General features: G+C 69.3%; 16 protein-coding genes, 5 tRNA genes and 1 pseudogene. 19 read left to right on the top strand and 3 right to left on the bottom strand.

Translation table 11 applies throughout. The features are described 5' to 3' along the window. The first annotated feature begins 18 nt into the window (after positions 1–18). The 19 genes and pseudogenes from rapZ to B5F85_RS00340 all read left to right on the top strand — a co-directional run bounded on the left by rapZ (position 19) and on the right by B5F85_RS00340 (position 15080). Positions 19–945 carry an RNase adapter RapZ gene (gene rapZ, locus B5F85_RS00425; RefSeq protein ID WP_087313303.1) on the top strand — a complete coding sequence of 309 codons (927 nt, stop codon included), beginning with the start codon at positions 19–21 and terminating at the stop codon, positions 943–945. A gap of 1 nt (position 946) precedes the next feature. Beyond that, positions 947–1954, top strand: a complete 1008-nt coding sequence (gene whiA / locus B5F85_RS00420) for a DNA-binding protein WhiA (protein WP_087313302.1) — start codon at positions 947–949, stop codon at positions 1952–1954. 149 nt (positions 1955–2103) lie between these two features. Then, on the top strand, positions 2104–3129 hold the full coding sequence (gap, locus tag B5F85_RS00415) for a type I glyceraldehyde-3-phosphate dehydrogenase (RefSeq protein ID WP_087313300.1): 1026 nt from the start codon (positions 2104–2106) through the stop codon (positions 3127–3129). A 104-nt stretch (positions 3130–3233) separates the two neighbouring features. Then, the gene (locus B5F85_RS00410) at positions 3234–4424 is read left to right on the top strand and encodes a phosphoglycerate kinase (RefSeq protein ID WP_087313298.1); all 1191 of its coding nucleotides are present in this window, start codon (positions 3234–3236) and stop codon (positions 4422–4424) included. Then, entirely contained in the window at positions 4417–5184 is a 768-nt protein-coding gene (gene tpiA / locus B5F85_RS00405) for a triose-phosphate isomerase (protein WP_087313296.1), read from the top strand. The genes B5F85_RS00410 and tpiA overlap by 8 nt, the downstream gene beginning before the upstream one ends. Before the next feature lie 111 nt (positions 5185–5295). Then, the gene (gene secG, locus B5F85_RS00400; RefSeq protein WP_087313295.1) at positions 5296–5547 is read left to right on the top strand and encodes a preprotein translocase subunit SecG; all 252 of its coding nucleotides are present in this window, start codon (positions 5296–5298) and stop codon (positions 5545–5547) included. A gap of 150 nt (positions 5548–5697) precedes the next feature. Continuing rightward, a tRNA-Leu gene (locus B5F85_RS00395) sits at positions 5698–5788 on the top strand. A 57-nt stretch (positions 5789–5845) separates the two neighbouring features. Next, positions 5846–8140, top strand: coding sequence for a SpoIIE family protein phosphatase (locus B5F85_RS00390; RefSeq protein ID WP_087313293.1), 2295 nt, complete (start codon positions 5846–5848; stop codon positions 8138–8140). Positions 8141–8188: 48 nt separating this feature from the next. Continuing rightward, a complete protein-coding gene (locus B5F85_RS00385) occupies positions 8189–8959 on the top strand; it encodes an anti-sigma factor antagonist (RefSeq protein ID WP_087313292.1) in 771 nt (256 codons plus the stop codon). Positions 8960–9040: 81 nt separating this feature from the next. Further along, positions 9041–9116 (top strand) — tRNA-Gly (locus B5F85_RS00380). Between the two features lie 38 nt (positions 9117–9154). Continuing rightward, a tRNA-Cys gene (locus tag B5F85_RS00375) sits at positions 9155–9228 on the top strand. A 130-nt stretch (positions 9229–9358) separates the two neighbouring features. Continuing rightward, positions 9359–9434, top strand: a tRNA-Gly gene (locus B5F85_RS00370). A gap of 87 nt (positions 9435–9521) precedes the next feature. Further along, positions 9522–9965: pseudogene (locus B5F85_RS10965) on the top strand (hypothetical protein); the annotation flags it as partial. Between the two features lie 64 nt (positions 9966–10029). Further along, positions 10030–10494: a putative ABC transporter permease gene (locus tag B5F85_RS10820; RefSeq protein WP_239386549.1), complete on the top strand. Its 465-nt coding sequence runs from the start codon at positions 10030–10032 to the stop codon at positions 10492–10494. A gap of 2 nt (positions 10495–10496) precedes the next feature. Next, a complete protein-coding gene (locus tag B5F85_RS00360) occupies positions 10497–11780 on the top strand; it encodes a cysteine desulfurase family protein (protein WP_087313290.1) in 1284 nt (427 codons plus the stop codon). Beyond that, a complete protein-coding gene (gene mnmA, locus B5F85_RS00355; protein WP_087313588.1) occupies positions 11777–12856 on the top strand; it encodes a tRNA 2-thiouridine(34) synthase MnmA in 1080 nt (359 codons plus the stop codon). Before B5F85_RS00360 ends, mnmA begins: the two co-directional genes overlap by 4 nt. Before the next feature lie 58 nt (positions 12857–12914). After that, positions 12915–13394, top strand: a complete 480-nt coding sequence (locus B5F85_RS00350) for a YbaK/EbsC family protein (protein ID WP_087313288.1) — start codon at positions 12915–12917, stop codon at positions 13392–13394. A 99-nt stretch (positions 13395–13493) separates the two neighbouring features. Continuing rightward, entirely contained in the window at positions 13494–14891 is a 1398-nt protein-coding gene (locus B5F85_RS00345; RefSeq protein ID WP_239386547.1) for a lysylphosphatidylglycerol synthase transmembrane domain-containing protein, read from the top strand. Positions 14892–15005: 114 nt separating this feature from the next. Further along, positions 15006–15080: transfer RNA gene (locus B5F85_RS00340), tRNA-Val, on the top strand. A gap of 89 nt (positions 15081–15169) precedes the next feature. On the opposite strand, the gene B5F85_RS00335 is transcribed toward B5F85_RS00340, so the two are convergent. From B5F85_RS00335 to B5F85_RS00325, 3 genes are read right to left on the bottom strand one after another with little or no spacing between them, the layout of a single operon-like run. Beyond that, entirely contained in the window at positions 15170–16246 is a 1077-nt protein-coding gene (locus B5F85_RS00335; protein WP_087313286.1) for an LTA synthase family protein, read from the bottom strand. 33 nt (positions 16247–16279) lie between these two features. Continuing rightward, positions 16280–17329: a hypothetical protein gene (locus tag B5F85_RS00330; RefSeq protein WP_087313284.1), complete on the bottom strand. Its 1050-nt coding sequence runs from the start codon at positions 17327–17329 to the stop codon at positions 16280–16282. Between the two features lie 24 nt (positions 17330–17353). After that, on the bottom strand, positions 17354–19480 hold the full coding sequence (locus B5F85_RS00325; protein WP_087313283.1) for an LTA synthase family protein: 2127 nt from the start codon (positions 19478–19480) through the stop codon (positions 17354–17356). Between the last annotated feature and the right edge of the window lie 28 nt (positions 19481–19508).

Here is a 19508-nt window from a genome sequence, read left to right as displayed (position 1 = left end):
ACGTCGAGGGGAGAGACCATGCCAGACGCGAGCCAGCGGATGCGAGCGGCCGAGAGCGCGGCGCGCGTGCCGGACGTCGTGGTGATCACGGGCATGTCCGGCTCGGGGCGCACGCAGGCGCTGCACGTCTTCGAGGACATGGGCTACTTCTGCATCGACAACCTGCCGCCGCGGCTGCTTCTGCAGCTCGCCGAGCTCGTGGGCATCAACTCGGGCGTGGGCCGGCACCTCGCCGTGACCTGCGACCTGCGCTCCCAGGGCCTCTTCGACGAGTTCTCCGACTCGATCAAGCAGCTCCGCGAGCACGAGCTCACGGTCAGCGTGGTCTTTCTCGACACCACCGACGACGTCCTCATGCGCCGCTACGACGAGAACCGCCGCCGTCACCCGCTCGCCGCGCCGGGGGAGGGCGTCGCCACGGCCATCGAGCGCGAGCGCGCGCAGCTCGCAGGCATCCGCGACACCGCCGACCTCGTCATTGACACGAGCCGCCTGCGTACGAGCGCGCTGCGCACCCGCCTGCGCCGCGCCTTCTCGGAGCTCTCCGACCAGCAGCTCATGGAGGTCTCGGTCTTCTCCTTTGGCTTCAAGCACGGCATGCCCGTCGAGGCCGACCTCATGATCGACGTGCGCTTCCTGCCCAATCCCTTCTACGACCCGCAGATGCGCACGCTTACCGGCAACGACCGGCTGGTCGCCGACTTCGTCCTGCAAAACCCCACCACCGAGAGGTTCCTCGAGGCCTGGTACAGCCTGCTCGACGTCGCGATGCCGGGCTACGTCGCCGAGGGCAAGAGCCACCTCTCCATCGCGGTGGGGTGCACGGGCGGCCAGCACAGGAGCGTCGCCATCGCCTCGGCCACGGCCGCCTACCTCGAGAAGGGCGGCTACCACGTGAGCCTGTCGCACCGCGACCTTTCGCTCGCCAACGTGAGGACGAGCTAGCATGTCGTTCACCGCCGAGGTCAAAGACGAGCTCTCGCGCGTCGAGGCGCCCATGCCGGCATGCGAGCTCGCCCAGCTCTCCGCCCTCATCCGCGTGTGCGGCACGATGTCGTTTCGGGGCTCGGGGCGCTACTCGATCCGCATCGCCACGGAGACGGGCGCGGTGGCGCGCACGGTCATCAAGCTCACGCACAAGCTCTTCGACCTCGAGACCTCGCTCACCGTGCGCCGCTCGGTGCTGCACAAGACGCGCAACTACCTCATCGAGATGCCCGAGCAGGACGAGCTCGCGGCGGACCTCGTGCGCCTGGGCATCCTCGTGCCCGGGCGCGGGCTCGCCACCGGCGCGCCCGCCGCGCTGCTGGGCACCCGCCCGGCGCGCGAGGCCTTCGTGCGCGGCGCCTTCATGGCCGGCGGCTTCATCGCCGACCCGCGCGGGGACTTCCACCTGGAGATCGCGGTCACGGGTGAGGACTTCGCGCGCGACCTCGCGGCGCTGATCGACTCCTTCGGCGTCTCCGCGCGCGTGAACCGCCGGCGCGGCGCCTACGCGATCTATCTCAAGAGCTACGACGACGTCATCGCGCTCCTGCGGGCGATGGGCGCGCGGCGCATGGCGCGCGTCGTCGAGGTGGCCCGCGCGAAGAAGTCCGTCAAAAACGACGTCAATCGGCGCGTCAACGCGGAGATGGCCAACCAGGCCCGCTCGACGGGCGCTGCCGCCTCCCAGCTCGACCTCATCGAGCGCGCGGAGCGCAGCGTGGGGCTCGCCGCGCTGCCGCCCGCCCTGCGCTCCTTCTGTGCGGCGCGACGCGCCCACCCCGAGCTCTCGCTCGCCGCGCTGGGGGAGGAGCTCGATCCGCCGGCATCGAAGTCCGCGATGTATCACCGGGTGCTGCGCCTCCAGGAGATCGTCGAGGAGGCGGAGGGGGAGGCGAGCAGAGCCGCCACCTCGCCCGCAGACTCGCTCGGGTCCGGGAACAATCCCACGTCGGCGGTGCAAATCTGAGCGCCCACGGCTTAAATCCCGCCGCCGTTCAGTTTTGGGGATACGCGCCGGCGCGTGTGGGGTACACTATCGGGTGGCAAGGGCGTCATGCCCATGTGTGCTTTGGTCCGCCGGGGAGAAGCCCCGTCGGCCCCGTGAAAGGAGAAAGCATGGCAGTAAAGGTTGCTATCAACGGCTTTGGTCGCATCGGCCGTCTGGCTTTCCGTCAGATGTTCGGTCACGAGGGCTCCGAGATCGTCGCCATCAACGACCTCACCTCCCCCGACATGCTCGCGTACCTCCTGAAGTATGACACCACGCAGGGCAACTACGCTCGCGACCACAAGGTCGAGGCCGGCGAGGACTCCATCACCGTCGACGGCAAGAAGATCACCATCTACAAGGAGGCCGACGCCTCCAAGCTCCCCTGGGGCGAGCTCGGCGTTGACGTCGTCCTCGAGTGCACCGGCTTCTACACCTCCAAGGCCAAGGCTCAGGCTCACATCGACGCCGGCGCCAAGAAGGTCGTCATCTCCGCTCCCGCGGGCAACGACCTCCCCACGATCGTCTACAACGTCAACCACGAGCAGCTGACCGCCGATGACAACATCATCTCCGCGGCTTCCTGCACCACCAACTGCCTCGCCCCGATGGCCAAGGGTCTCAACGACTTCGCGCCGATCGTCTCCGGCATCATGACCACCATTCACGCCTACACCGGCGACCAGATGCCGCTCGACGGCCCGCAGCGCAAGGGCAACAAGCGTCGCTCCCGCGCCTGCGCTCAGAACATCGTCCCCAACTCCACGGGTGCCGCCAAGGCCATCGGCCTGGTTCTCCCGGAGCTTAACGGCAAGCTGATCGGTGCCGCCCAGCGCGTCCCGACGCCCACCGGCTCCATCACCAACCTCTACTGCGTCGTTGACAAGAAGGTCACCGTCGACGAGGTCAACGCTGCCATGAAGGCGTACGCCGAGAGCATCCCCGAGACCTTCGCCTACAACGAGGACGACATCGTTTCCTCCGACATCATCGGCGAGACCCACGGCTCGATCTTCGACGCCACTCAGACCATGGTCCAGGATCTCGGCAACGGCCAGAGCCTCGTTCAGGTCACCTCTTGGTACGACAACGAGAACTCCTACACCTCTCAGATGGTCCGCACCATCAAGTACTTCGAGAAGTTCGTCGCGTAGTTCTCGCCTCAGAGGCTTTTCGCAGAGGGGTGCGGTTTGCAGCTCACGGGCCGCGGCCGCGCCCCTTTTCTTTACCATCAGACCCACAGTCGCTAGGAGTGAACATGGCCTTCACCAAGAAGACGGTCCGCGACGCCGACGTCGCGGGCAAGCGCGTCCTGATGCGCGTTGACTTCAACGTGCCCCTGAAGGACGGCGTCGTGACCGACGACACCCGCGTGCGCGCCGCCATCCCCACCATCGAGTACCTCAAGGACAAGGGCGCCAAGATCATCCTCATGAGCCACCTCGGCCGCCCCAAGGGCGACGGCCCCGAGCCCCAGTTCTCCCTCAAGCCGGCCGCCGACAAGCTCGCCGAGCTCACCGGCTATGACGTGAAGTTCGTCGACGACACCTATGGCGAGAAGGCCAAGGCCGCCGTCGACGCCCTACAGGACGGCGAGATCCTCGTCCTCGAGAACGTCCGCTTTGACAAGCGCGAGAAGAAGAACGACCCCGAGATCGCCAAGATCCTCGCCTCCTACGGCGACATCTTCGTGCTCGACGCCTTCGGCACCGCGCACCGCGCCCAGGGCTCCGTCGTGGGTCCCGCCGCGTATCTCCCCGCCTACGCCGGCTTCCTGCTCGAGAAGGAGGTCGACACCCTGACCTCGATCTTTGCCGAGCCCGAGCGTCCCTTCGTCGCCATCGTCGGCGGCTCCAAGGTGTCCTCCAAGATCGGCGTCCTCGATCACCTCATCGACTCCGCCGACACCCTGATCATCGGCGGCGGCATGGCCTACACCTTCTTCCTCGCCCAGGGCATGTCCGTCGGCATGTCCCTCAAGGAGGAGGACTGGGTCGAGCGCGCCGGCGAGATGCTGAAGAAGGCCGAGGAGAAGGGCGTCAAGATCCTGCTCCCGATCGACAACCGCGTCGCCGACCACTTCGGCGAGGACGCCGTGCCGGAGGTCGTGGCCTCCGACGCCATCCCCGATGACCGCGAGGGCATGGACATCGGCCCCGAGACCGAGAAGCTCTACGCCGACGCCGTCAAGGCCGCCAAGACCGTCTTCTGGAACGGCCCGATGGGCGTCTTCGAGTTCGACAACTTCGCCCACGGCACCGAGGCCGTCGCCCGCGCCATCGCGGACTCCGACTGCACCTCGATCATCGGCGGCGGCGACTCCGTCGCGGCCATCAACAAGTTCGGCCTGGCCGACAAGATGAGCTGGATCTCCACCGGCGGTGGCGCTTCCATGGAGCTCGTCGAGGGCAAGGCCCTTCCTGGAGTGGAGGCGCTTCTCGATGCGTAAGAGGATGATCGCTGGCAACTGGAAGATGAACAAGACCTGGAGCGAGGGCGTCGTCCTCGCCCAGGGCCTTGCCGATGAGCTCAAGGACGGCACCGGCGACGTCGACGTCGTCGTCTGCCCGCCCGCCGTCGACCTCAAGGGCGTCTCCGAGGTCATCGAGCAGACGAGCGCGCCGTTCGCGCTCGGCGCCCAGAACGTCTACTGGGAGGAGTCCGGCGCCTACACCGGCGAGACCGCTCCCAACATGCTCGAGGCCGTGGGTGCCACCCACTGCATCATCGGCCACTCCGAGCGTCGCGACTACTTCGGCGAGACGGACGAGGACGTGAACAAGAAGGCCAAGGCCCTCATGGCTCACGGCATCGTGCCCATCTCCTGCTGCGGCGAGTCCCTCGAGATCCGCGAGGCCGGCAAGCATGTCGAGTTCGTCGTCGACCAGATCAAGAAGGACACCGAGGGCCTCGAGATCACCGACCCCTCCAAGTACGTGATCGCCTACGAGCCCATCTGGGCCATCGGCACCGGCAAGACCGCCACGGCCGACGACGCCCAGGAGGTCTGCGGCGCCATCCGTGCCACCCTCGTCGAGGTCTTCGGAGAGGAGATCGCCCAGGGCATCCGCGTGCTCTACGGCGGTTCCGCCAAGCCCGAGAACATCGCGGGCTTCCTGGAGAAGGAGGACGTCGACGGCGCGCTCGTCGGCGGCGCCTCCCTCAAGGCCGACAGCTTCGCCGCCATGGTGAAGAGCGCGATGGCCTAGTCTGTCGCCCCTCTCGGCAGATGTGAAGAAGGGGACCCGGGCGAGAGCTCGGGTCCTCTTGTGTTACCATAGCAAGCTGTTATGCATCTGTCCCCAGAAGGAGCTCATCCCGTGAACCCGCTCAACATCATCCTGACGGTCCTGCTGTTCCTGTCCGGCGCGCTCACCGTCATCCTCGTCCTCATGCACTCCGGCAAGGGCACCGGCGTCTCCGACATGATCGCCTCGTCCCTCTACAACTCCGGCACCGGCTCGGGCGTGCTCGAGAAGAACCTCAACCGCCTCACGGTGATCACCTCCACGGTCTTCATCGTCTGTGTGCTCGTGATGGCGCTGACCTTCCCCACGGGCACCCTCGGCTAGGGAAGTCCCACAGGCGTTGCCGGCGGCCCCTCGGGGCCGCTTTATTTTTCACCGGGCAGTCACGGCGGCGGCTCCAAAGTTTTTGAAATTGGGACTTGCGCCGCGCCGCGCGGTAGTGCATACTACTCCTTGCGCGAAAGCGCAGTGCACGTCGGAGTGGCGGAATTGGCAGACGCGCTAGCTTGAGGTGCTAGTGACTGACTAAAAGGTCGTGCGGGTTCAAGTCCCGCCTCCGACACCACGAAAGAACGCGGGTCCCCTCGGGGACCCGCTTTTCGTATCTCGACAGGGGGCGCGCATGACGAGGTCGGCACTCAGCGTTCGCCGCGTCGAGGGCATCGGCGAGGGGAGCCTCGTCGGAACGCTCTCGCGGCTCCTTCAGCTCACCTGCGAGGCCGTCCTCGTCTTCGACGGGGCGGGCCGCGTCCTTCTCGTCAACGACGAGGCGGCGGAGCTCTTCGGCCCGGAGCGCGGCCAGGTGGGCGCGGACGTGCGGCTGCTCTTCCCCGCCTCCGACGAGCCCGACCCCCTCGTGGCCCCCTTCGACCCGGCGGACCTCACCTTTCCCCTGGACGGCTCGATGGCGCTCGTGGACTGCGCGGGCGCCTCGGGGCGCCTCGTCTCCGTGCGCGTGCGCTGCGACGCCGTGAACGCCCCCGGGGAGACCTACCTGCTCGTGGCCCTCGCCGCCGACGAGGACGCCCGCGCGGGGCGCGAGGGCGAGCGCGCCCTCGACGACCTGCGCCGCGCCAACCATCGCCTCTCCGGCACGCTCAAGATCGTGCTCGACACCATCGACTCCACCGACATCGCGGACCTGTTCGAGCGCGTGCTCGAGGAGCTCACGCAGACCATGGAGGCGGACGGCACGATCGTCTACCTCGCCGAGTCGGACGGCTTTCACCTGCGCGGCGTCTCGAGCGGGCTGGCGGGCGAGAAGATCGCGCGCTTCATGCCCTTTGGCCGCAGCGTCGAGCGGCTCGCCATCCGCGAGGGGAGGGCGGTGCGCCTGAGGGTGTGCCCGCCAACCGGGGACGCCCTGAGGCAAGGCAGGCTCACCACGCGCGAGGTCGTCAACGAGGACACGCACGAGGTGCTGCGCATGAAGAGCGCCCTGCTGCCGCCGTTCACGAGCTTCATCCCCGTGCCGGTGTGGTTTGGCGGGCAGGTCATCGCGATCATCGAGGTGGGCTGGAGGCGCCTGCGCCCTGTGGCCAAGGAGGACGCGCGCCTGCTCGACTCCGTGGCGCACTATCTCTCCGTGCAGCTCGCCGGCGCCTTCACCACCTTCCGGGCCCAGAGGGCGGACCGCCTCGCGGCGCTTGCCACGGACGTCCGCGAGGAGCTGCTCTCCTACGTCGGCGACGGGGACGAGGGCGCCGCCGCGCGCTTCTTCGACGTCCTCGCCGAGGTGGGAGACGAGCTCGAGGCGGCGGTCGTCCGCATGCGCGTGAACGCCTCGCAGCGCATCGTCGTGGCCGACCTGCCGCTCACGGGGACGCGGGAGCTGCCGCTGGACCTTGACGACTTCGTCGCCTCGTACCTGGTCGACGGCGTGGCGGTCGCGCCCATCGTGCCAGACTCGCCGTTGAACACCTATCTGCGCGACCTCGGCGAGCCGTGTCTGGGCGCCGTCATCGACTTCGGCGCGCTCGAGGGCAACCGTCTCTGCGGCATGGCGCTGCGACCGGACGGCGCCGAGCCCTTCGACGAGCTGGAACTCGAGTTTCTGCGCGAGCTCGCCGTCGACGTGCGCGACATCGCCCGAGGCGCGGTGGCGCGCGAGCAGGAGAAGCGCATCTCCCAGGCGCTCCAGACGGGTATGAGAAACGAGCTCCAGAAGGTCGAGGGGCTCACCGCCCAGGCGGTCTACTCCTCGGCGACCAAGGCGGCCTCGGTGGGCGGGGACTTCTACGACCTCATCCGCCTGCCGGACCACCGCGCCTGCGTGATCATGGGGGACGTCTCGGGCAAGGGGGTGGAGGCCGCGTCGGTCTCGGCCGCCGTCAAGACGGCGCTGGGAGCCTATGCCTGGGAGGGCCTGGCGCCCGCGCGCATGGTGCGCTCGCTCAACGACTTCCTTCTGGGCTTCTCGCGCCTCGAGACGTTCGCGACGCTGTTCGTGGGCATCATCGACCTGGCGACGGGCACCATGCGCTACTGCTCGGCGGGCCATCCCCCGGCGCTGTTCATCCGCTCCGACGCCCAGGAGATCTCCATCCTGGACGTCCAGTCGGGCGTCGTGGGCGCCTTCCACGACATCTCCTACCAGGACGGCGTCGTGAGCTTTGACCCTGGCGACGTGCTCTTGCTCTACACCGACGGCACGACGGAGGCGCGCGACCCCTCGGGCGCCTTCTTCGGCGAGGAGGGGCTGCGCGACATGGTGATGCGCGAGTCCGCCGACGGCAAGCCCTTCGAGGGCTTCGTGGGACGGCTGCTCTCGACGCTCGACGACTTCACGGGCCACAGCCTCGAGGACGACGTCGCCATGATGGCGCTGCGCTTCGACGGCCTTCCGGGAGGGGTCGGCGCGGGCCCGGGCGAGAAGGGCGCCGCGCATGCGGGGCTGACGGCCTCGCGCGGCGATTGAGGCCGTCCCGGGCGTTAGAGCCCGCCCGGTTTGGGGAATAACATCACCATGCCTGACATGGTCAACATAGCCCTGGTGACGGTCGAGGGCGACCTCGACGTGCGGACGGTGCCCGCCCTGCGCAGACGCATCGACCGGCTGGTCTCGGGCGGCTGTCGGCGCATCTTCCTCAACATGGCGGGGGCGCGCTACGTCGACTCCGCGGGGATGGGCCTCATCCTGACCGAGCTGCGCCGCATGCGCGGCGCCGGCGGGCTGCTCTCGCTCATGAACGTCTCGCCCCAGGCCTATCAGGCGCTGCGCCGCATGAGGGTCTTCGACTACATGCCCGTCTCGCGAGCGGGGGAGCGGCGCGCCGTCGTCGCGCTCGACCCCTCGGTCCTGCCCGAGTGGCGCACGACGTTTCGCGTCGAGCCCGCCTCGCTGAGGGAGGCCCGCGAGCGCGTGGGCGAGCTGCTCTCCTCGCTTCCCTTCACCCCCGACGAGGTCTTCGACATGACGCTCGCCTCCGGGGAGGCGCTGGGAAACGCGGTCGACCACACCTGCGGGGGCGGCGTGCTGGCCACGGTCGCCGCCTATCCCGACCGCGTCACCATCGACGTCGCCGACTGCGGCGAGGGCTTCGAGCTGCCCGACGACGAGGAGCCCCCCGAGGCGGGGCCCTTCTCGGAGCGGGGCAGGGGCATCCGCCTCATGCGGCTGCTCGCCGACTCGGTGAGCATCGCCCACAAGAGCGCCGGCGAGGGCACGGTGGTGCGCCTCGTGAAGCTCTTCGACGACGCGTCGGCCGTTTCCGCAGCTGCGGACCTGCGCGCATAGGGCCCTTCACATTTCCTCCATGACTGCCCAACATCGCGCTTGCGCGGAGCCACGGCGGACCGTATTATATTCCTCGCACTTGCGGGCTTAGCGCAGTTGGTAGCGCGCCACCTTGCCAAGGTGGAGGTCGCGGGTTCGAACCCCGTAGCCCGCTCCATGCGAGCTCAGGCCGGATACGTTCGGCCTTTTTCATACGGCGAAGTGGCCAAGTGGTAAGGCACGGGCCTGCAAAGCCCTGACCCCCGGTTCGAATCCGGGCTTCGCCTCCAAGACCTGACGGGCGCCCTCCGGGGCGCCCTTTTCGATGGCACGTCCTCCCGCGCGGGCCGTCACGTCCCGGGTGGGAGAAAAAAGCCCTTGCAATCGAGAAGGACCTCGCGTAGTATATCTCCTTGCGTCGCGGGCTTAGCGCAGTTGGTAGCGCGCCACCTTGCCAAGGTGGAGGTCGCGGGTTCGAACCCCGTAGCCCGCTCCATGAGAGCCCAGGGCCGGTCATTGACCGGCCCTTTTTGTTATCCTGAGGTCCGTTGGACCCGAGCGTTTGCCGGCAGCCTGGAGGCACATGTTTCTCTCGCTCATCTTCGTCGTCTTTCTCTTTGCGGTGATCCAGGGGTTCGTCCGCGTCGTGGTCTACTTCTGGGAGTGGCTCTCTCGGGGCGACCAGCTCGACGAGGACGACGTCGAGCGCGCCGAGGCGGCCCTGGAGGAGTCCGAGGACGCCCTCGAGCGCGAGCTCGCCCGGGCCGGTCGCGCCCGCGGGCTCTCCCGCCTGTTCGCCCGCTGGCGCGCCTCCGCCGCCGCGGTCGACGAGTACCTCGACCACCTTCACCTCGGCTGGTACCAGATCGTCATCATCTTCTTCCTGGGGTCCATGGCGGGCCTGCTCATCGAGGAGGTCTGGATGCTCGCCACGGCTGGCCTCACCGAAAACCGCGTGGGCCTGGTGTGGGGGCCCTTCTCGCCCCTCTACGGCCTGGGCGCGGTGCTGCTCACGCTGCTGAGCTTCTTTCTGCGCGGCCGCGGGGCGCGCGCCTGGCAGGTGTTTGTCGTCTCCGCTGTGGTGGGGGGGCGTGCTCGAGCAGCTCACCGGCTGGTCCATGTCCACCTTCTTCGACGCGGAGTCGTGGACCTACCTGCACCTGCCCGACCACATCACCCAGTGGGTGGCGTGGCGGTTTTTGGCCTTCTGGGGGCTTCTCGGCCTCACGTGGAGCCGCGCCGTCATGCCGCGCCTGCTCTATCAGATTGGCATGCCCACCACGCGCCGCCAGGCCGTCTTCGTCACGCTCGTGGCGATCTACCTCGTGGCCGACGTCGTGATGACGCTCGTGTGCTTTGACCGCAAGGCGGAGCGCGACGCGGGCGTGCCCCCGGCCAACGCCTTCGAGCAGTGGGTCGACACCAACTATTCCGACGAGTTCATCGCCGGGCGCTTCGAGAACCTCAAGATCGGGGACGCCCGCGACAAGGTCGACGAGAACGGCGACATCATCCTCGACGAGGTCGGGGACGGGCCGAAGAAGGACGAGGTGTGAGCATGGCCGCGCCGAAGCGAGAGGTATACCTCGACTATGCCGCCGCGACGCCGGTGGACCCGGAGGTCGCCGCCGCGATGCTGCCCTATCTGACGGAGCGGTTCTGGAACCCCTCCGCGCCCTACGCGCGCGCCCGCGAGGCCCGCGACGACGTCGAGCGCGCCCGCGGCTCCATAGCCCGCCTCATCGGCGCCCGGCCTGACAACCTCGTCTTCACGGCCGGCGCGACGGAGGCCAACAACCTCGCCTTCGCCGCCGTCGAGGGCCACGTGGTCGTCGACGCGATCGAGCACGAGAGCGTGCTCGCCTGCGCGGGGACGCACGCCCGGCGCACGGTGCGCGTGGGCGCCGACGGCCTGGTGGACCCCTCCGCCGTTGCCCGCGCGATCCGGCCCGAGACCGAGCTCGTCTCGATCGAGCTCGCCAACGGCGAGATCGGCTGCGTCCAGCCCGTGCGTGAGGTCGCGCGCGTGGTCGCTGCCGAGCGGGCGCGTCGCCTCGAGGCGGGGGAGGGCGTGCCCATCTACCTGCACACGGACGCCTCCCAGGCTGCGGGCGCCCTCTCGGTGAACGTGAGCTCGCTGGGCGTGGACCTGCTCACGCTCTCCGCCGCCAAGATCTACGGCCCCAAGCAGGTGGGCCTGCTCTGGGCCTCCGACGACGTGCGGCTGCGCCCGCTCGTCTATGGCGGCGGGCAGGAGGGCGGCGTGCGCTCAGGCACGGAGAACGTCGCGGGCATCGTGGGGTTTGCCCGGGCGCTGGAGCTCGCCTGCGAGCGTCGTTCCGAGGAGACCCGCCGCCTCGCTGCGCTGCGTGAGCGCCTGCGCACCGGCATCCACGAGCGCGTGGGCTGGGCGGTGGTCTCGGGGCCGCGCAACCCCAAGCGCCGGCTGCCGGGCCTTTTGCACGTGTCGTTCGCGGGCATCGAGGCGCGGCGGCTCGTGATCGCGCTCGAGCGCGCGGGGGTCTCGGCGGGCACGGGCTCGGCCTGCGCGGCGAGCCGCATGCGCGTGAGCCACGTGCTCGAGGCCATCGGCATGCCGCGCCCGCTCGCCGAGGGGAGCCTGCGTCTCACGCTGGGGCGCCCCACGACCGAGCGGGACGTCGACTACGCCGCCGCGGCGATCGGGGAGGCCGTGCGCGCCGAGGCGGCGCGTCTCGGGCTCGACGACGCCGCCCAGGCGTCCCGCGTGGCGGCGCTGCTGGAGGGGTGGCGCGGGGCGACCTCGCACGACGCCCAAAACGAGCCGGGCTTTGGCCCCCAAAACGGGCGGTGTGCGAGGTGACCCGGGGCACCCGTCGCGGCGCGCGCGTCTTCTGCGGCCTCTCGGGCGGGGTGGACTCCGCGCTCGCCTGCGCGCTGCTGCTGGAGCAGGGCTATGACGTCACAGCCGTCTACATGCGCAACTGGTCGCGCGACCTGCCCGGCTTTCGCTGCCCGTGGGCGGACGACCTGGCCGACGCCGAGCGCGTGGCCGTGACGCTCGGGATCGACCTCGAGGTCTGGGACTGCGAGGCCGAGTACCAGGCGACGGTCGTGGACTACCTCGTGGACGCCTACGCGCACGGCCGCACGCCCAACCCCGACGTCATGTGCAACCAGACGATCAAGTTCGGGACCTTCCTCGACCGGGCCCTCGCCGAGGGGGCCGACTTCGTGGCGACGGGCCACTACGGCCGCGTGGCGCGCGCAAAGGACGGTCGCACGATCCTTCTGCGCGCCCTCGACGAGCACAAGGACCAGACCTACTTTTTGTGGCGCGTGGACGAGGAGGCGCTCTCCCGGGCGCTGCTGCCCGTGGGCGAGGTGGCGAACAAGGCCGAGGTCCGGCGCATGTGCGCCGAGCGGGGCCTTGGCGTGGAGGGCAAGCCGGACTCTGACGGCATCTGCTTCGTGGGGCCGGTCGGCATCCGAACCTTTCTGCTCGACGCCCTCGAGCGCCGCGCCGGCGACGTCGTGGAGTGGGAGACCGGGAGGGTGCTCGGCCGCCATGACGGGGCGTTTCTCTTCACGGTGGGGCAGCGCAAGGGGCTCGACCTCGGCGGCGGCCCCGCCCGCTACGTGGTGTCGACCGACGTGGACGCAAACGTCGTGTACGTCACGGCGGACCACGACAGCCCGGCGCTTCTCACGCGCGAGGTCTCGCTCGAGGACGCGCGCTGGATCTCCGGCGAGCCGCCGGAGCCGGGACGCTACCTCGTGAGGACCCGGCACACCGGCGAGCTGCGCGAGACTCACCTCGAGCTTGCCGAGGGCGGCCCCGTGTTGCGCTTTGACGAACCCGTCCGCCGCGTGGCCCCCGGGCAGTCTGCGGTGCTCTACGATGGCATTCGCTGCCTCGGCGGCGGCATCGTGCGGTGAGCGTGTCACATGTCCCCAAATGGGACATGTGACACATGCTCGGAGGGGGGGGGGAGCCATGTCCATAGAGCGCGCCCGCGCGCACCTCGCGCGGTTCGGCCTGGCCGAGAGGGTCCGCGAGTTCGACGTCTCGAGCGCCACGGTGGAGCTCGCCGCGGCGGCGGTGGGCGTGGAGCCCGCGCGCATCGCCAAGACGCTCAGCTTCATGGTCGGGGAGACGCCCACGCTCATCCTCTTCGCCGGCGACGCCCGCGTTAACAACCAGGCGTTCAAGGCGACCTTCCACACCAAGGCCAAGATGCTCACCGCCGAGCAGGCCGCGGAGCTCGTGGGACATGCCGTGGGCGGCGTCTGCCCCTTCGGCGTCAACGAGGGCGTGAACGTCTACCTCGACGAGTCCCTGCGCCGCTTCGAGACGGTCTGGCCCGCGGCGGGCAGCTCCAACTCCGCCGTCGAGCTCACCTGCGACGAGCTCGAGCTCGCCTCGGGAGCGCGCGGCTGGGTTGACGTGGGCAAGGGCTGGAGAGAGGGAGAATAGCCGGAGACTCGGCCCCGTCGCCGTCCCGCGGCACCCGGGGAGCCCCCGGGGCGCTACACTGGAGGGACGGTTCTTGTCGGCACGTCAACTGGAGCGCGCGTGACAGCAGGTCAGGAAGATCAGGACACCAAAGCTCAGGCCAAGGCGCCCAAGAAGGTCGCCCTGAAGGTCTCCGCCGTGCGCTCGGTCTCCGCCGAGGACAGCGCGGCGGACAAGAAGTCCATGGGACAGGTCCGCAAGACCGTCATCTTCCTAGGCTTCGTCGCCGTCGCCTATGCGCTCTACCTCGTCTTCACCGGTCAGGTCGACGAGTTCGTGTCGTCGCTCGCCGGCGTGGACATGAGCTGGATCGTGGCGGGCGTCATCTGCTTCCTGTTCTACTACGTCTTTGGCATCCTCGCCTACGTGCTCTCCGTCGCGGCCGACCCGGACTGCCCGGTGGGCATCCGCGACCTCATGAGCGTCGAGGCGTCGGGCGTCTTCTTCATGCGCCTCACGCCCAACAGCGCCGGCGCCCCTCCGGCCCAGATCTTCCGCCTCACGCGCGCGGGCATGTCGGCCGGCGCGGCGAGCGCCCTCAACTTCACGCGCACCATCATCTACGAGACCGGCGAGGGCGTCTTCGCCGCGATCATGCTCGTCTTCTGCGGCAGCTACTTCTACGAGACCTTCGGCGACGTCACGCTGATAGGCCTTTTTCTCTTTGGCTTCAAGGTCGTGCAGGTGGCGGGGTTCGTGGCGCTGTGCCTGCTGCCCAAGCCGGTCATGGCCATCGGCAACTGGGCGTTGCGCTTCGCCAACCGCCGCAAGTGGCTCAAGGACGACAAGTACGAGAAGTACTATGACGTCGTCAACACCCAGGTCATGGAGTTCTCCCGCGCCTTCAAGCGCGCGGCGGCGAACGTGCCCGAGATGCTTGCCACGATGGGCGTGACGCTGCTGCAGCTGGGCTGCATGTACGCGCTGCCGTACTTCGTGCTGCGCTCCTTCGGCGAGCCGGCGGACTTCCTCGTGTGCCTGGCGAGCGGCTCCATGCTCGAGCTGCTCGTCAACGCGGTGCCGCTGCCGGGCGGCGCGGGCGGCGCCGAGGTGGGCTTTGCCTACCTCTTCCAGGACATGTACGGCGTGCACCTCACCGCGGGCTTTGTCATCTGGCGCGCGATCGAGTATCTGCTGCCCGTGATCATCGCCGCGCCGTGCATGGGACTGCGCTCCACGAGCGGCGAGTCCATCAACCGCCGCGCCAAGCGCGTCTGGAAGCGCGTGCGGGGCTTCGTGACCGGCAAGGGCTCGGGCGGCAAGAAGCGCGGGGCAGCGCGCGGCGGCGTTACCGTGAAGCCGGGCGCCAAGAAGAAGGCCGGGGCGGCGGGCGCCGGCAAGAGGCCCGCGGGCGCCTCGGACGTCGAGGCGCGGATCGCCGCCGGCAAGGCTGCCGCCGCCGCGAAGAAGGCCGCCGCCGAGGCCGACGAGGCGCCGGGCCCCGAGAAGGGGAAGTAGAGCGCCTCGCCCCGGGCTCCAGAAAAAAGTCCAAAATGGGGCTTGCGCTCTTGGGTCGATCCTTGCTAATATATCCCTCGCGCTGCGGTCCCCAACGCAGCGGGAACAATATAAGGGCGCTTAGCTCAGGGGGAGAGCGCTTCCCTGACACGGAAGAGGTCACAAGTTCAAATCTTGTAGCGCCCACCAAATTCTCGCAGCTCAGAGCATGTTCGCTCTGAGCTGTTTTCGTATACGCCAAGCCCGGGCTCAGCGTAGCCGTCCCGAGCCCGCCCGCGCTACTCGACCGCCCGGGCGAACTCGAGATAGGTGATGGTCGCGAGGTCCTCGTAGGCGCCCGCCGCGCGAGGGGACGCGGTCGCGTCGGCGACCCAGCCGCCGTCCGCGAGGAGCGCCCCGACGGTGCTTATCGCCGGCAGCTCGTCTCGTGCGACGAGCTGGACCTTCTGGAAGTCGGTGAGCGGCGCGCCGATGGCGTCGAGGACCATCGCGGCGAGGTAGGCGGGGCTCGCGTCGTCCCAGACGCCGGCGGCCTGTGCGCCGTCGTCCTCCGCAGCCGACGCGAGCGGGTAGTTCGCCCACACCGCGTAGGTGGACTGATGGGCCCTCAGCGCGTTCTCGAGACGGTCCGCCCCGGGATAGAGGGCGTCCACGAGCCTGGGCGTGATGTTGGGCTGGTGGTCGCCAAAGAAGACCAGGACCACCGGCTCGTCGAGCTCGGCGAGCTGCCCCACGAAGCGCTCGAGGTCGCGGTCTGTCGAGCTCACGCAGGCGAGGTACTCGTTGAGCGCGAAGACCTGGTTTGACGTGAGCCCCTCGACGGAGTAGCCGGGGCGCAGCGCCTCGTCGACGTTGGCCTGCAGGTAGCTGCCGTGGTTCTGGATCGTGAGGCAGAAGACGAACTGCGGGCCCTCGCCCTCCTCGAGCACCTCGAGCGTCCGGTCGAAGGCCGTGCCGTCGGCGATGGTGCCGTGGACCTGCCGCGCCCCCGCAAAGTCCTCGACGTCGATGAACTCGTCGAAGCCGAGCTCCTCGTAGACGCTTGCCCGGTTCCAGTTGGTCGCCTTGCCCGGATGGATGGCCGTCGTCTTATAGCCAAGAGACGCGAGCTGGCGGGGGAGGCTCGGGGCGTCGGAGAGGTCGTAGAGCGTGTAGGGGTAGCTGCCCCCGCCCACAAAGGCGAGGGATACCCCCGTGAGGAACTCGAACTCGGTGTTGCAGGTCCCGCCGCCCTGGACCGAGACCGCGAGGTCCCCGCGCAGCGCGGCGCCCGGCCAGCTGGCGTAGAACTCCGGCCCCTCGTAGCCCACGCCGAGCCCGTCCAGGAAGGAGAGATCGGCGAAGGACTCGTCCATGACGCAGACGATGCTCGGGCGCTCCTCGTTGAACTAACGCGTGGCGGCCTCGCGCCGACCGCCCTTCTCGGCGTCCTCGTCGTAGGCGGCGGCGTAGCGCGCCTCGAGCTCGGCGGCTTCGGCGTCGGAGTAGCCCTCGGGGCGGTCGATGGACAGGTCCTGCGCGACCTTCACGAAGGAGGGGAGAAACCCGTGCTCGCGGTAGGAGCCGACGGAGTCCCAGTAGTCGACCTCCACCCCGAGCGTCTTGCCCGGGTCGGCGGTCACGCCCGACCAAAGCAGGCTCGCGACCGCGAGCGCGGCGAGGGCGTTGCCCATGACGTTGCCAAAGGCGCCGTCGGGCGTGGAGGGGCGGGAGGGGGCGACAAACGCGCAGAGCCCCACGGCCACGAGCGCGCAGGCGAGGCCCAGGACGACGGAGCTGTCCACGGAGAAGGCGTAGCCGCCGCTGACCTCGGCGGCGGTCCCGAGGGCGAGAAGGTCGGCGGGCATGATCGAGGCGGACTTGAAGCGCGTGACAAAGAACTGCGCCAGGCCCACGAGCGAGAGCGCGACCACGCCCACGGCCATGCCCGCGCCCCGTCGCTGGCAGAAAAAGTAGAGGAAGGCGAGCGCCCCCAGGACGAGAAGGACCTCGAAGGTCGAGAAGGACGGGTCGATCTGGAGGAGGTCGGGGTTCCAGGGGAGCTCGAGCGAGAGCCACGCGAGCGCGCAGGACCCGAGCAGCGCGACGAGCGCGATGCCCGCGCGTATGGCCTCCCGGCGCGTCCGAGCGGGGCGGTCCGCCCCCGGGAGGGCGTCAAGGGCGTCGAGGGCCTGCCTGCGCAGCAGGGCGCAGGCGCCCTCGAGCAGCGCCGCGAGGCACAGCAGCGCGAGCGCGAGCGGGTCGGAGGCGCTCTCGTAGAGCCCGCCCCCGCACCAGGCCAGCACGGCGGAGAGCGCACTCACCGCCGGCAGGAGCCAGAGAAGGTCGGGCAGATGGGCGGGCCTCGCGCGTGCGAGCCTGCGCCGCGGCACGAGGACCGCGGCGGCGACGAGCGCGCTCAGTGCGAGCGCGGCGATCTGAGGGATGGGCTCGAGCATGGGCCTTGCGCACTCCCGCCTGACCTACTTGAGCTTGCTCGCGAACTCGAGGTACGCGACGTACGAGAGGTCGAGGTAGGAGGCGGGGAGGCTCGAGGCGTCCGTCCCGGCGGGCAGCGCGCTGCCGTCGGCGAGCTTGGTGGCGATGAGGCTGATCGAGGGCAGCTCCTCGCGTGCGACGAGCTGCGTCTTCTGGTAGTCGGTGAGCGGCACGCCGATCTTCTCGGCGAGCAGGGCGGCGAGGTAGCAGACGCTCGTGTCGCACTTCTCGCCGTTCGTCGAGCCGGCGACGTCGTAGTTCGCCCAGACGAGATACCGCGTCTCGTGGGTGCGCTGGCTGTGCTCGAGCGTCTGCTCGCCGGCGTAGATCGTGTTGTTGAGGATCGAGGAGAGCGCCGGCTGGTGGTCGCCGAAGAACAGGACCACCACGGGGCGGTCGAGCTGCTCGAGCTCCGCGAGGAACTCGTCGAGGGCGCGGTCGGACTCCTCGATGCAGGCAAGGTACTCCGAGACGCGCATGTTGTCGTAGGGGCTCAGGCCCTCGACGCTGTACTGCGGGACCTCCCCGAGGTTGCACTGGTCGTAGGGGGAGTGGTTCTGCATGGTCACGTCGAAGACGAACTGGGGCTCGTCGCTTTGCTCGAGCAGCTCGAGGACCTTGTCGTAGGTCTCGGCGTCCGAGACGCCGCTGTGGAACCACTCGGACCCCTCGAAGTCCTCGATCGAGAGGAACTCGTCGAACCCGAGCATGGAGTAGACGCGGTCGCGGTTCCAGTTGGTCGCGTAGTTGGGGTGCAGCGCCGTGGTCTTGTAGCCGAGCTCGGAGAACTGGCGGGCGAGGCTCGGGGCGCTCGAGAGGTCGTAGAGGGAGTAGGGGTACTTGCCGTCCCCCACGTAGGCCAGCGGCACGCCCGTGAGGAACTCGAACTCGGAGTTGCAGGTCCCGCCACCGAGCACGGAGACCGAGACGCCGCCACCCAAGATGGCGTCGTCGCGGGAGTTGAAGCGCTCCGGGCCGGCGTAGCCCCAGCTCTCGCCGTCAAAGACGGAGATGTCCGAGAAGGTCTCGTTCATGATGCAGATGACGGTGGGGCGCAGCTCCTCGAACTGCTCCTCGGCCGCGGTGCGTCCCGCCTCGACGCCGGCGCCCTCGTCGTAGGCGGCGACGTAGGACGCCTCGGTCTCGGCCGCCGCGGCGTCCGTGTAGCCCTCGGGCACCTCGATCGGGAGGTCCTGCGCCACGGCGACGAAGGTGGTGAGGAAGCCCTGGCGCTTGTAGTAGTCGAGCGAGTACCAGTACTCCATCCCCACGCCGAGGTCGTCGAAGTAGTTGGGGATCGTGACGCCGGCCCAGAGCGCGGTGAGGGCCGCGAGGGCGCACGCGAGGTTGACGACGGTCCTTCTCACCAGGCTCTGGCTCGTCTCGGCGCGCGTCGCGGCGACCAGCGAGCAGATTGCGGAGGCGATCACCACGCAGCACAGGCCCGTCAGGACCATGCCGTTGACCGAGTACACGTAGCTGCCGCTCACGGCCGCGGCCGTCTGCAGGACGAAGAGGTCGTTGGGCAGGATGGCCGAGGCCTTGAAGTTGGCGATGAAGTACTGCGCGAGGCCGATGACCCAGCAGAGGCCGACGCCCAGGGCAAGGCCCGCCCCGTGGCGCTGGAAGAGGAAGAACAGGACGAGCAGGGCGCCGAGGATGAGGCTCATCTCGATGGCGGCAAAGCCGAGGGCCACGGAGAGCGTCCCCACGTTGTAGGGCAGCTCCATGGCAAGAAACCCGAGCACGGTGCAGGCGAGCACGGCGACGAGGGCCATGAGGGCGCGCACGGGGCCGGCCGCCTCGGGGCTGCGCCGCCCCAGGGCGTCGACCCACTCCATGACGCGGCCGCGGGAGAGCGACACGGCGCCGGCGGCGAGCGACGCGGCGCTCAGGACGATCAGCCCTCGGGAGCTACCGAGGTAGAGCCCCGTCGCGCACCAGTAGCAGGCGGCGAGCAGCGCGGCGACGGGCACGACCAGCCACGCGATCGATCGAGCGAGCTGCTCTCCCAGGCGTCCCTCGCGCCCGCGGAGGCGTCGCGCGACGACGACGGCGCCCGCGACGAGCAGGGCGAGCGAGAAGAGCGGGATTGCGATCAGGGGGGTCATGGGGACCTCTTTCTCGCGCCGCGCGGCG

The sequence above is a fragment of the Olsenella sp. An293 genome (assembly GCF_002159495.1).
Classification (GTDB): Bacteria; Actinomycetota; Coriobacteriia; order Coriobacteriales; family Atopobiaceae; genus Thermophilibacter.
Note: the sequence above shows the minus strand (reverse complement) of the source record. Positions and strands in the feature narration are given on the sequence as shown.